Source organism: Acidiferrobacter sp., from assembly GCF_054609335.1.
Genome location: NZ_JBTRWP010000007.1, coordinates 21,840 through 35,476, shown reverse-complemented (window position 1 = coordinate 35,476; position 13,637 = coordinate 21,840). Strand labels below are relative to the sequence as shown.

The 13,637-nt window shown below is 58.7% G+C and carries 6 protein-coding genes; 2 read left to right on the top strand and 4 right to left on the bottom strand.

What is annotated here, in order from left to right:
• Positions 1–6 precede the first annotated feature (6 nt).
• Both ACYCTF_RS02915 and ACYCTF_RS02910 read left to right on the top strand, forming a co-directional pair.
• Positions 7–1,275, top strand: coding sequence for a metallophosphoesterase family protein (locus ACYCTF_RS02915; protein WP_461282699.1), 1,269 nt, complete (start codon positions 7–9; stop codon positions 1,273–1,275).
• Positions 1,272–4,757, top strand: coding sequence for an AAA family ATPase (locus ACYCTF_RS02910; RefSeq protein WP_461284519.1), 3,486 nt, complete (start codon positions 1,272–1,274; stop codon positions 4,755–4,757). Before ACYCTF_RS02915 ends, ACYCTF_RS02910 begins: the two co-directional genes overlap by 4 nt.
• Before the next feature lie 817 nt (positions 4,758–5,574).
• Here ACYCTF_RS02910 and brxL read toward each other — a convergent pair.
• From brxL to ACYCTF_RS02890, 4 genes are read right to left on the bottom strand one after another with little or no spacing between them, the layout of a single operon-like run.
• Positions 5,575–7,665, bottom strand: coding sequence for a BREX system Lon protease-like protein BrxL (gene brxL / locus ACYCTF_RS02905; RefSeq protein ID WP_461282696.1), 2,091 nt, complete (start codon positions 7,663–7,665; stop codon positions 5,575–5,577).
• A gap of 5 nt (positions 7,666–7,670) precedes the next feature.
• Positions 7,671–10,199 carry a PglZ domain-containing protein gene (locus ACYCTF_RS02900; protein ID WP_461282695.1) on the bottom strand — a complete coding sequence of 843 codons (2,529 nt, stop codon included), beginning with the start codon at positions 10,197–10,199 and terminating at the stop codon, positions 7,671–7,673.
• 13 nt (positions 10,200–10,212) lie between these two features.
• A complete protein-coding gene (locus tag ACYCTF_RS02895) occupies positions 10,213–11,823 on the bottom strand; it encodes a coiled-coil domain-containing protein (protein ID WP_461282694.1) in 1,611 nt (536 codons plus the stop codon).
• Between the two features lie 3 nt (positions 11,824–11,826).
• Complete coding sequence (locus ACYCTF_RS02890; protein WP_461282693.1) at positions 11,827–13,635, bottom strand: DUF262 domain-containing protein; 1,809 nt, start codon at positions 13,633–13,635, stop codon at positions 11,827–11,829.
• Between the last annotated feature and the right edge of the window lie 2 nt (positions 13,636–13,637).

Here is a 13,637-nt window from a genome sequence, read left to right as displayed (position 1 = left end):
GTAAGCATGCGTTTTCTTCACTGTGCCGACCTGCACCTCGACAGCCCGCTGCGAGGCCTCGAGCAATACGAGGGGGCTCCCGCCCAGGCGATGCGCCAAGCCACGCGCCGCGCGTTCGAAAACGTCGTCGACCTTGCCATAGAGCGCGAAATCGATTTTCTCCTCATTGCTGGCGACATCTTCGATGGCGACCTTCAGGATTTCAACGCAGGCCTCTTTTTCGCGAACCAGCTGCGCCGACTAGGCGACGCCGACATCCGTGTCTTCATCGTGCGCGGCAATCACGATGCCCTCAGCAAGATCTCGAAATCCGTCCCGTACCCCGCCAACGTCCATGTTTTCAAGGCGACCCAACCCGAAACGGTGACCATTGATGTACTTGGGGTGGCTATCCATGGCCAGAGTTTTGCCACCGGTGCCGTGACCGAGGATCTCTCGGCCGCTTACCCCGATGCCGCTCCCGGCGTTCTCAATATCGGCATTTTGCACACGGCGCTCGCCGGCCGCGAGGGGCACGAGTCTTACGCACCCACGACGTCCGAACGCCTGGCGGCCAAAGGTTATCACTACTGGGCCCTCGGTCACGTCCACACCCGCGAGATCGTTCAGAAAGATCCTTGCTGGATTGCTTTTCCGGGGAATCCCCAGGGACGCCACGCTCGCGAACTGGGTCCCAAGGGATGCCTGATTGTCGAGGCAGATGAACAAGGCGTTCAGTCGGTCGAGTTTGTAGAAACCGATGTCGCCCGTTGGCAGCACGTGTCGATCGATGCCACGGATCTTACTCTGCTGGACGGTTTGCAGGCGGTCATTCAAGCCGCGGTCCAGGGTGAGTTGCGTGAGGCGGGGGATCGTGTCCTCGCTGTGCGGTTGTCTATCACGGGCCGCACACCGCTGCACGGCCATATCGTCGCGAGCCCCGAGAGTTTTCGTGCCGAGGTCTGTGCTTGGCTAAACGAAGCGTCAGGCGGCATGGCATGGCTCGAGAAGCTCAATCTCTCCGTATCGGCGCCTCTCGACCTGGCAGCGCTCGCTGAGCGCGACGATCCCTTTGGCCTCCTCGTGCGCAAATTCGATGAGCTCGGCGGGGATTCCGTTATGTTGGCGGCTTTGGCGGATCCGATCCTCGGCGATTTGTATTTGAAGATCCCGCCGGACCTTCGCGATCACGACCCTTTCTTCAATCCCTTGTCGGTCGAACTCCGGGCCCAGGCATTGGCGGCCGCGCGCGAACGGCTGCTGGCCGCCATGTCGGCGGAGGGTGGTCAGTCATGAGGATTGCCCGGCTCGACTTAAAGGCCTACGGCCACTTCACCGATAAGTCGCTTGAATTTGCCACAGCACCCGATTTCCACATCGTCTATGGCCCCAACGAAGCTGGAAAGACGATGATGTCTCGGGCCTTGCGGGCGGCATTGTTTGGCTTTCGCAAGAGCACCACGGACGATTTCAAGCACTCGTATGCCAACCTGCGCGTTGGCGTGGTGCTCGAATCGGCTGGCGGTGAGCGCTTGGCTACCATGCGTCGCAAGGCCATCAAGAAGAGTCTCGTCAAATATGACCCAGCAACGGGGGCAGAGCTGGGTGACGCAATTCCTGATGATGTACTTCCGCGATGGATGGGCGGCCTCACCGAGGGACTATGGGGATCAATGTTCGGCCTCGACCACGACGAGCTTGTAGCTGGCGGCAAGGCCCTGAGCGAAGGCGAAGGTGACGTGGGACAAAGCCTCTTTGAGGCCGGTGCCGGCTTAAGTTCGATCCGGACGCTACGCGAGCGACTCAAAGGGGAAGCCGACCGATTGTTCCGGCCCCAGGCCCGCACGCTACTCATCCACCAGACCTTGAACGAGTACGCGACAGCGAAAAAGGAAGCCAAGGACGCACAGACGCGGCCGGGGGAGTGGGAGACCCTGCGTAAGGCTGCCGAGGCGGCACGCCTTGCTTACGAGAAGGCCCGCGCGCAACAGGACGTTCTCCAACTGGAGACTCGCCGTCTCGAGCGCCTTATTGCCGTCTTGCCTGATGTCGCCGCCCGCGGTCTGGTTCTCAAGCGCCTCGACGAGTTGGGTGACGTCAAGCGCCTCGACGCGGACGCCCGGGGACAGCGCATTGCCGCAGAGACTCGGTTGCAGGAGGCTGAGAAGGCCCTCACTGAAGCCAACGACGATGCGGCACATCACTGGAAAGAGTTTGAAGACGTGCCGCGTTCGCCTGCCGTGATCAGCGAAGGCACTGCCATAGATGCCATCTATCACTCCCTTAAGTCATTTCGTGAAGCTCGTGACGCCGCCACGGCCGCCACGAGCACGATAAAGCTTACGGGCCAGAAGACTACCGAGCTCGCCAGCGGGATTGACGAGACCCTCCGCGACGATCTGCGCGCCGTGATCCCGAAAGACACCCAGCGTGCCAGGGTGCAAGGACTCGAAGTCGAGGGCCACACGATCAAGACGGAGTTGCGCACGGTTTTGGAGACGAAAGAGATCGCGCAGGCCGAGTTGCGTGATCTCACCGAAAAACTGCACGACCTCGGCGTGAGAACGATACCGACTTCGCTTCAGTCAGCACTACGGGCCTTTGATGCCGATGGCAACCCAGAAACGAAGGCCGCCGAACTCGCAGGCCAGGCGCAGACTCAACAGGCCGGCCTCAACGCGTCGGCCACGGCGTTGTCGGACAAGGGCCTCGATGCGCTCGTTGCGATGATCATGCCCTTGCCGGCGGAACTGAAGTTCTTCCGCGAGGCGCAGGGAGAACAGGATTCCCAGCGGGCGGTGCTCGGGAGCCATATCAAGACGCTCGAAAACGACCTGGGCGGCGTCGGGGGCGAAATCGAGGGGCTTATGCAGCGTGGCGAAGTGCCGACGGCCGAGCACCTAGCCGAGAAGCGCGAGTGGCGTGACGGTCTGTGGAAAAGGATCTGCCGTAAGGTGTTTCCCGATGGCAAGGAGATACAGGAACCGCTGCCGACCGCCGCCGAATACGAAATGTCTGTGCAGGCCGCAGACGGTACGGCCGATGCGCGATTTGTCGATGCGGCGCGCGTGTCACAGCATGCGGACTTGGTGAAGCGACAGGCGCAGATGCGCAATGCGCTCGATCTTGAGCTGAATCGGCTCGCGGATGCGCAACGCGCGGCTGACGAGATCAAGGAACAATGGCGGTCTCTCCTCGCCAGGCATGGCCTACCCACCTTAGGGGTCACCGAATTAACCGAATGGATTGCCAAGCGCGACGGCCTTGTCGACCGTTACCAACCCTGCGTCGACATCAAAGCCCAGGCCGCCGCAGCGACACAGACGGCGACTACAATGCGGGCCAGTCTGTCTGCGGCGCTTGTCGAGGGGGGCCTACAGCCTTGCGGTGCAACCGAGTCGCTCGGCCAAGCGATCGCTCGCGCACGCGAGCATGCGGGGGAGGCAGGGGAAGCCGCGGCTAACGAAAAACTCCTCGCCCGCCAGAAAGCTCAAGCCGAGGTCAAGCTCGCCGATGCGGAGCGCAAGATTGGCGAGCACAAGCGGGTGCTGGCCGACTGGCAAACACACTGGGGACAAGCGATGGCCGGGATTCGGCTGGCCGCCAACGCCCTCGGATCCGAGGCGACGGCGCGCCTTGCTGAGTTTGACAGACTCAATGGGGCCCTGGATGACCTCGATGATGCGCGTACGGCCCTCGAAGCCTCGCAGACCACAGTGATAGGCGCGGAAGCCGAGACGAAGCGGATATGCGCGGTGATCGGCTGCGACGTCGAGGGGCGCCCGACTGATGTCGTCATCGAGACGCTGTACGAGCGTCTGACGGCCGCCCGCAAGGCAGATCAGCTCGCGAGATCGCTGACCGAACGAATCGAAACAGCCGCTAAAGGCCGGGCTCATGCGGAAAGGGCGATCGCGGTGGCTAAGGATGAACTTGCGGCCCTAATGGCCGCTGCGGGGTGCCAGAGCCTGCCCGATCTCGTCGAGGCCGAAAATTTCAGTGTTGACCTCATCAAATTCACGCGCGATCTGGCGGAGATCGAGGCCCGTCTTGTGCAGGGCTCAGCACTCCCTTTGCAAGAGCTGCTCGCGCAGGCGGAAGGGCAGGATATCGTACAGGTACGCACTACCCTCGATCGGGCGGGAAAGGAGCTTGAGGATATGGCCGCCCAAGTCCAAGACCTGCATGCAACGTGGCTCACGGCAAAGGCCGTGCTCGACAAGGTCGATGGCACGGCGCACGCGAGCGCGGCCGAGCAGCGGGCAGCTGAGGCGGCGGCGCGCCTGTCGACGTCGATCGGCGATTACGCCTCGGCGCGGCTCGCATCAGCCATCTTGTCCGATGTCATTGAGACTTATCAGGAGCGCCATCAGGAACCTATGTTGGCGCGCGCATCAGAGCTTTTCGCCGCGATCACAGATGGCAAGTTCACCCGGGTGGCCGCGGATTTCGAAGAGGAGAAGCGGGTTCTCGTGGGTGTGCGAGACGACGGCAGACGGGAAAGGATTCCTGCCCTGAGCTCTGGCCGCCGCGACCAACTGTTTCTCGCCCTGCGCCTAGCGGCTATTGAAAGTCATGTGGCAAGCCAGGGGCCAGTACCCGTCGTCGTCGACGATATCGTGATCAACTTTGATGACGCAGCGGCGGGCGCGACGTTCAAGGTGCTGGCCGAGTTGTCGCAGAAGACTCAGGTGCTCTTCTTCACGCACCATGAGCATCTTCTTGAGCGTGCTGCAAACGTGCTGGGTGCGGAGAATTTCAACGCCCAGGGGCTCTAATCGTGCCCCGGGTCGAATCAGGGCTCCAATCGTCAGGCACCGCTGATGTTTGCATGATGTGCTACACTACCGTTTACATGCCGTAGAACTTGCGTGCCATACCGAGAATATCGCCTTTAGACGGTTAGGGGGCAGCGGTTTTTGGGAGAGTTGGGCACCCGCTGCCATTGTTTCTCTCTTAAAATCCGTGGTCGACGGATCTTGGGTTGGACTGCGCTATGCGCTCCAGTGGGCCAATGTTACCACCTCCGGGATTGATCTCCTCAAAGAGGTGTTAGCGCCCATTCCGGTTGAGGACTGGTTACGTCCTTCTCTGCTTAAGGCTCCCCCGCCATCAATATCCCGACATCCTTTAGGGGCTTTAAGAAACAAAGCCTACATGTGACAAGCACCTCATAAGATAGGCCGATGTTCCTCTGTTAAAGTGGGAAGTTTTGACACTCGCCCACGACAAAGGAAATCGGCCGATGTATCAGATTGTATCGGGTATCGCCACGCTCCACCCACATCGGGAAACGCTGTGCCCTTATCAGCCAACACGATGCCGGTGCCCGGGCTCAGAACCGTTTACACTACGTCACGTCTGCTGGCTGTGCGCAAGGCAGCAAAAAGAGATAAGGCCCGACAGTTCACGAGCCTCACGCACCACCTGACCACGCAGCGATGGGTCTAGCACAGCCCCCAAAAGGGTCTGGTCGCATAGCGCAATTTCAGCCTTCCTGATCCCGGCCAGGGTTATTCGGTTGTTTCAGGAAGTAGCGCTAGGTTATGAGAAACTCCAATCCTTGTCGACAATTCATTTCCTGGGCTTTCCAGCTCATGCCCTGAAAATATCCACTTTGGTTTCCAAACATTTACGAAGCCCCAGATCATGCGCGCCCACCTCAAACCAACCCCCTGGCTTCTGGTAGAAATCCAGCCCGCGACCGATCTTGATGATCCAGCCGTTGTCGAGGCGGATTTCGCGATCATGGATGTTGGGGTTGAGTTCCACCTCTAGCTCGACATCCAGCTCCAGCAGGCTTTGCTTGAGCTCGTCGAGCTTCTCGGCGATGTCGGCCAACTGGGTCTTGTCGTCGTCGCTTGTCATCAGGATGATCTTCTTCACGGTGCTAGCCTTCAGCACCGTCTCGCAGAAGCGCACAAAGTTCTGAATCTGGTGTTGCAGCCGGATGTACGGATCCTCGATGAAGACGGTCTTCGCTCCCTGCAGGTAGGGCCCCATGATCGATTCATAGCTGTATCCCGTAGCCCCGTACAGAATCGTGAAGTGCTGCTCCTTGAGATCGTTCAAGACAGGCACAACCACCGCGGGCGTTGAAGCAATTGAGGGCGCCTCTGACGGTGCGGTGTCGGCAATTGGCGCGGGTTGAGCGGTTTGCCGCGCCTCAACGATCCCCTTGAGCTGTTTATTTGCCTGGCTCAACTTGCGGCGCGCAGGCTGCTGCGTTGCCGCAGCATCCTTCGACTCTGGGCAGAAGACGACGATTTCTTCACCGTTCGCCTTGAAGTAGGACAGGTTGATACAAGAAAATTCGTCATCCGGCTTGCGCTTGTTCATTTGTTCCTTAACGCGGCGGCGGCACTCCGTCGCGTAGGCCACGTACTCTTCGAATTCGTCTTCGGTCGGCGGTCCGTTCGGGTGCAGGATTTTTAAGAACGCGCAAACGGTCTTCTTGATCCCTTTCTCGTCGCGTCCCTCGATTGACTTGCCAAGGCGAATGCGCTTACTGACTTCTTCATACCGGTTTGTGTGCTTGAACTGGTAGTGGAAGGCTTCGGCCAGGTAGTCGGTAATGAATCCATAGCGGTTGGTCAGGAACTCACTGCTGTTCTTAGGCATTTCCCAGCCTGGGATATAGGCCGCGAAGCGATCCATTACAGCTAGGTCGAGCTCTGGGGGCAACGGCTGAAACAAGTCGTACTCGTTGGAATTCACGACTTGCTGGACTGAGACGTCGATGTTGCCAACGAAGCTCAAACTGGCATCGGCAATGACCTCGGCGCCGCGCGAGAAGCGGCCATTGGCCATGAAGTCCTTCATGATCTGGATGGTGTCGGGATCACGCACCTTGATCCCGCCGACCTCGTCGAAAGCCACGGTATCCCAATATCCGACCAAGCCCACCTTGCGTCGCGCGTTATTGTAGAATAGCGTGGCTTTGGTCGCCTGGCCGCCCGAAACCAGCGTGGCATAGGGTGAAAATTCGCTGAAGAAATAGGACTTTCCGGTGCCGCGTGGGCCCAATTCTATGTAGTTGTAGTTGGGCTCTACCAAGGCTGCCAGCCGAGCAATGAAGTGCATCTGAACGCGCTTCGACAGCTTGCTTGGTTCTAATCCCACTGACCGTAGAACAGCTGCGATCCACTCGTCGCGCGTGAAATCCGCACGGCCTTCGGTGTAGCGCTCGAAGTCGAAGCGCGAGAGTTGAATCGGCCGCAGATCTTCGATTGAAAACGCGTAGTCGTCCTCATCAACATCGTTGTGCGCCAGGGTTACCTCGGCCCAGATGCCCCCTTCAAGAAGTCGATCGTTGTCGCGGTAGAACTTCTCACCGATCGCAATGCGCTGCGAGTTGAAGTTTTCCAGGGATGCCCAGTGGCGCTTCTCTTTCTCGACATAGCGGACATGGACCTTGTCGATGAATCGGTGCTTGCCCTTGATGGCCACCTTGGATTGAGCTGCATTGGCTTCGTCGGGGCGAACGTAGTTCTCCTGCAGAGAGGATAGCACCGCCTCCATACCGGCATCCATCTCCGCCTGGTCATTGCTGGCGCAATACTTAGCGAGCAGAAACTCCAGGACGAACGTGGGGACGTTGGTGCCTTTCTTGATTCGATGCAGCAAGTCCTTGCGCAGCACTTTTCCGTCGAAAGTCGCGTTTAGCTTTTTGTCCAGTTCGTCCATAGGGTTCATTCCGTATAGTCGGTTTCAATCGCAAGAACGCTGTATGCTGCGAGCGTGGTCGGATTCAGCGCTTTGACTGAAAACTTGCCCCTGAACTCGTCATCCATGCGCAAGGCAATTTGCTTGCGCTGGCCCGACATCAAGGTCACGGTCCGGGTCGCGGGATTCACATCGCCGCCCGGACGTGGTTCACCCACCACATTGCCCTTGCTGTCCTGCGCTTCCAGCAAAATCTCAACGCTCATGCCCTGCGAGAACATGTCGTCGGCAACCAGTATCACTTCGATGACTGGCAGTCTCGTAGTAATTCGTTTGGCGCCGTTCTTATAGCTCAGCTCCACCACCACCTTGCGCAGTTCCGCATAGGCGGCGGTATCCAAACGTGCCACCAGCACCGGCACAACGGCCTCCGCCAGGGATGCCCCGCCGTGGAAATACAGATGCCCCAAGCGATAGGGCGCCATGCTACGGGGCAGAGCCACTTGCGAGAAATCGCCTCGAATACCGACCTTCTCTGCGCTCACCACCAAGCTGTGACCGTCCGCCGAGCCATCGCCCAGCATCATGCGGTCATGTGCATTCACCGGCCATTTGCCCTGGGGTTTCACACATACATCGCCTGCCTCCGCTTGCGCGTTAAGGAAGAAGCCGTGGTCGGTCACGATGACCGCCTCCTTGAAACCCATGCCGCGCAACTTGTGCAGAGCGACGCGAATCAGTTTGAGCGTGCCGGGGATCAGACCCAACGTCGTCTCGGGGTTGCTTTCCAACTGGCTATCGATTTCCGTGGAGCGCAGTACCAGCAGGTCGACGGTCTCTGCAATCTTCGGTTTGCCGCGCACAAAATCGTTGAGCAACATCTCCGAGAAGCGATCTCCATACCGCTTGGTCAACACATTCATGCGTTGCGAGACGTTGCTCACGGACGCCCCGGCCAGCTTGGGCACGAGCGAGTCGTTCTCCAACGAGAGGGTCAAACCCGTGCGTGCGCCAGGCAACAGGCTCGCCATGCCCACGAGGGTGATGGTTGGCAGCTGCGCATAGGCAGCTTGCAGCTCGACTGGTCCATCTTCTGCCAGCAGTTTTTCAAGGGCGACACCCAATTCGTAGCGCAGGGCATCCACCATGAAGTAGGCCACCTTGCGCCCGCTTTCCTTGAGACGATCCGCCACCAACCGATCAAAGGCATCGGCGTTGGCCAGGCGTCCCGTCGGTGGCCAACCAGCGGTCTCGATGTGCTTCACAAACACGCCCTGAACCTTTTCGGCCAGACGCCGATAGCGAGCCCGCGCCTGGCTGATCACTTCATGCAGCAAGCCGTGCTGGTCGAGGAAGTCGCCTGCGGCTTGCTCAAACTCGCGCTGCAAGCGGTCTGCTTCACGCAGGCTGCCTAGGTAGAAATCGATCAGCTCCGCCTGAGAGCGGGCATGATCTGACAATTGGCGCTCAAAGTCCTCGCACGCCTCGACCAGGCTCAGGCCAGAGCGTACCAACTCCCACTGCGCCTGGCTTTCGCCCTTACCCAGCCACACGGAGCTCTTATAGCGCGTCAGCACACGGCGTGTGGCATCGGTATCTCCTGTGACGATGCCCTTGATCGCCGTGCGCAGGAAGGTCCGCTCCTCGAAGGGGAAGGTGTCACGTTCACCGAGATGTTCAATCGCCCCGCAAAGGTTGGTCAGATTGAGTTCTGCTTCGATGGCTTCTGCCCGCTCGATGTACACCGCGCGTGATTTCGGATCGCTGCGCAGACGGTCACACACATCCTCAACGATGGGCCGGGCTGCCATCGGCGCATGCGGCACTCCTTTCAGGGTTTCTGGCAGCGCCACCGGCAAATCAACCACGAACTCACTGAACAGCACGTAGCGCCACAGTTCATCCGCCAGGGCGGCCCAGGTCTTGCCGCGCGTTTTCACGCTTAGACCCAAGGTGGCACGGAGGAAGTCGCGCGCCTCTTGCATCCAGCTTTCCTGTCCCTTCAGCGCTTCGGTTTGGTTGGCGCTTGGTGCCAGTAGTGCCGCTAGGATCTCCCTCCCAGACTCCACCTGCAAGGTTGCCCGCAATTGCGGCCAGCTCACGCCGCCACCGATGGCATCGATCACCGCAAAGGTCGGCCCCGCGGGTGACCCGGCAAACACCTGGCGGATCTCGGTCATGTGGTCTGGCTTGGCCTTCAGACAAATCTGCTCATATTCATCCCCCGCACCATTTGGAAATACTTTGCCACACACCGCATACAACGCGAACGGGTCTACCTGCTTTTGCTCGTCGGTTTCAGGCCCTTTGGCCGGCACATAAATCAGCACCCCTTCCAATGAGGCCTTGGGTTGTCCCACCTCGCGCAGTGCCAGCAATGCAGCATCCCGGCTTTCGATGCTGCTTTCGGATGTGTCGATGACACGCACATTGTCGGAGGCCAGATCGAAGCACTGCTCGCGGAAGCGCTTATCGGCGTCGTACACCACCAAGCAGCCCGACTGCTTCAGAAGAGGTCGCAGTACGGACTCCCGAATGAACTCTGCAATAGTCAAAACGTCGTCCCCCTCAGAAATTCAGATGCTTGCCACAATGGCCGACGATGATCTTCTTCTCGTGAGCCAGCCATTCAAAATGCACACGCAGGGTTTCGGCCAGGCTGTCTTTCACACCGTGCTTCAAGTGCTTCTCCATCAGGAAGTCACGGCCACGGTAGCTAAAGGTGCGTCGACGCTTGCCGTCGTTGCTCAAGGCACTAGCTTCATTGGCTGCATAAGCGTTTTGCCCAAATACGGTTTTGGCCTGTTGGTCGCTCTTGCCGTCAGCAAGCTGCTGCCAATATTCGGTAGCGAGCTTCTGCAACATCTCGAATGCCTTCGCCCCCTGACGGAAGCCGCCACGATCAGACTCTTTCGCTGAACTTTTGGCAGTTTCCAAGAAAACAATCCGGTCTGAATAAAGCGTCGCGATCAGATCCACAGTCTGTTGCAGACTGTGGCTTCCCTTGAGAACGGCCGCTACAGAGTCGCGCAAGGGAACCAAGGCCTCGGCAACCTCATCCATCCCATCATAACTTGATTGCAGGCCACTCAACGCATGTTTGAGGTTGGCGATATCCGCCTCAAGCGCCCGAACCTCTTGTTCCTTTTCTTCGTAATTGGAGCGAATGCGTGCGAGTTCTTTGTCCTTGGACTGCAGTTCCTGATCGGCTGACTCCAGCAGAGCGACGTATTCCGTCAGCTCCTCTGATTGATCGCCAGCTTTGGCCCGTTCGCTCATCTGCGACAACTGGGCACGAAGGGCAGCCTGTCCCACTTTCTCTGGCGAAATATGCCGCCATGAAAATGGCAGATTAGTGCGATGCGTTATCGTGGATAACACCTCCGACTCGATCGAGTGACCGCTGTCTAGAAGGTCAGCAATCTCATCATGGCGCAACAGAACCGTTTCATAAAAGAGCCCGCGACCGCCTTGGCGGCCAGGAAACACAATATTGAGCGCCCCGCCAAAAGCCATGAAGCGGCGCCCAACAAGCTCTTCAATTGCAAACGTGTCTTCTTCTGGCGGTACGCAAACGACGTCGGCCAACCCCACCACTATCGATCGCAAGCGCTCTGGAGCAACTGGGTATTGCCCATCCCGATTCGCGCTCAGTATCGCAATCGGATAGTCACGCTCGTTGCGCTCCACTTCACGCAGGAATGCTGATGCACTTTCCATCGTTAGTCGTTTGACCTTCAAGCCAGGGGTCTGCCCGAGGGGGTCGCATGACTGAATGAGCTGCTCGATCAGTTTCGGACGGGTCACCTGAATGGGAGCGGTAACCCGTGCGCTGACCTCGTCGGTCCTCAGCAGCAAAGAGCACTCGATGGGCTTCCACTCGGCTTCCTGGTGTAGACCAATTTCGGTGATCCAGCGCCTGCCCGAGATTTTTTCGTCGCGGTGGCTAAGCTGCGCGCAGAACCAGAATGGATAGGCCCTTCCTTTGTCGTCAGACCAAGTGGCGCGCGAGGTCAACGTACTGCCGTCCTTGAGTTTCAGCTCTCGGATGCCCTCGGCAAGCCGAGCGGCATCGATATAACCCTTTGCTCGCTGCCCCACCCATTTGGCCACGAGCTGAACGATCTGGTCCGGCCCCTGCGCCGGTTCAAACAGGAAATTGTTGACGTACACGAGCATGATCTATTGCTCCTCCCGCAGGCTCAGGATGGACTTCACCTCCTTGGGCGTCTTGTCTGTTCGTGCCGCAATGGCGGCCTCGTTCCAATCATCTCGGCCGGCCAAATCAGCATTCAGGTACAAGCCATTGCGATAGCCGATGAAGTCACCCTGGTCGTTCTTGCGATCCCGCTTCTTCAAGAATTCCATCGTGCTGAGCTTGGAGTTGTAGCCACTCAGGGTCAGGTTGCCGAGCTGGTGAGCGCAGCGCTCGCGAATGGCACCAGCAGAGCCTTTCTGATCACCTTCAAGCATCGTCACCCAGCCCGGCCCCAAGTTCTCGGTCTTCGGCAGGATGTGCTCCACGGTGAAGACAGGGCGGTCATTGGCGTCATGTGCCCACAGATCCCGCCTGTTTTCGCGGGTTTGGTGCGCTTCTTCCAACTTGCATAGCATGAATCGCGTGGCCTCGTAATTTTCGAGGTACACATCACCCTTGAGACGCGACTCGCAAATGTCCTCCGGGGCCGCCTGTGCCAGCAACCGATCACTTGTCTGCTGGATGAAGCTGTCCAGGGTAGTGATCTCGCCGCTGCGGAGCTGCTTCAATAATTGTCCAACAAAATCCACGAACATTGGGTCGAGTTCGCGGGTGGGCGGCATATCGGTCAAGTTGCGCCAGAAGAACCACTTGGTCAGCAAGGCGGCCAATCGACCCAGTGCGTCGCCTTCATGCCACTTTTGGCTTTGCGCGACTTGACTTGCCCATAGCAAGAACGCATATGCAGGCGCGGCGCCCAAGCGCTGCAAATCTTGCAGGGCGACTGCTACGGTGTCTCCCCATTCACCTCGCGCAAGGGCAGGGTTGAGCAGTGCCGAATAGGTTTTTCCCTTGGCTTGCAGCGCCCCAAAGAGCCAAACCGGGCGCTTGCGCAGCAAAGTGTCGTAGATGGTGATCAGATTCGAGCGCGTGGCGCGCGTGCAGCCTTTGACCTCCACCCGCCGGAGGTACTTGAACATGTTGTACAGCTGGCGCAGGAAACGCTCTTGCACCGCCGGGTCGGGCAGCAGGTCGATCAGGTCTTTCCACTCGTCAAATGCGCGGTCGATGCCATAGTCGGGCCGCTTGTCCAATTCGGCCAGCAGGTTGTTCTTGATGATGTCGATGGCCGACAGCGGAATGCCACGGTTGTTGATCGTCTCGAACAGGACGAAAGCATCCGAGTGGCTGGGCACCTCGATTTTGACCAGCACCGCCGCCTTAAGTTTGTCCAGCAGCGTCAAGGCTTGCTCGATGCTCAAAGGCTGCAAGCGCTCACGGAAATAGCTATACGTCTTGGCGATGCGGCGGTTGCCGAAGTAGCTCAGCCCCTTGGGTGCCGCGACCAACTTAGGGAAGAGGTCGCTCAATACTTTCTGAAAATCGGCCTTGTTCTGTGCCTGCTCACTGGGTTCGAAACGCCACTGATTAGTTGATTTGATGAAGAGCCGGTTCTTCAGGTTCACCATCTCCACATTGAAGTCGTCATCCGGATCTGGGTGCGCCTTCAGCCGATCGTAAAGGGCGCAGAAAAGCAGGCTGATGGTGGTGAAACGCTGTTGACCGTCAATCAACTCCAGGCGCCCACCCGCCATCGAATCCTTCTGGTTATTCACGCAGATGATCGAGCCCAGGAAATGCCCCTTGGGCGAGTCTTCCAGGTCATTGAATAGCGCCTCCCAGGCTTTCGGCTTCCACACATACTCGCGCTGGTACTTGGGAATAAAGAACCGCTGCGCGGCATCAGGGTTGAAGTAGTGGCTGACCGGGTAATCTTGAACGCTGCTGATCATTC

Coding starts and splice junctions, on each gene's coding strand:
- ACYCTF_RS02915 (WP_461282699.1), top strand. CDS start 7: ATGCGTTTTCTTCACTGTGCCGACCTGCACCTCGACAGCCCGCTGCGA.
- ACYCTF_RS02910 (WP_461284519.1), top strand. CDS start 1,272: ATGAGGATTGCCCGGCTCGACTTAAAGGCCTACGGCCACTTCACCGAT.
- brxL (WP_461282696.1), bottom strand. CDS start 7,665: ATGGACGAACTGGACAAAAAGCTAAACGCGACTTTCGACGGAAAAGTG.
- ACYCTF_RS02895 (WP_461282694.1), bottom strand. CDS start 11,823: ATGCTCGTGTACGTCAACAATTTCCTGTTTGAACCGGCGCAGGGGCCG.
- ACYCTF_RS02890 (WP_461282693.1), bottom strand. CDS start 13,635: ATGATCAGCAGCGTTCAAGATTACCCGGTCAGCCACTACTTCAACCCT.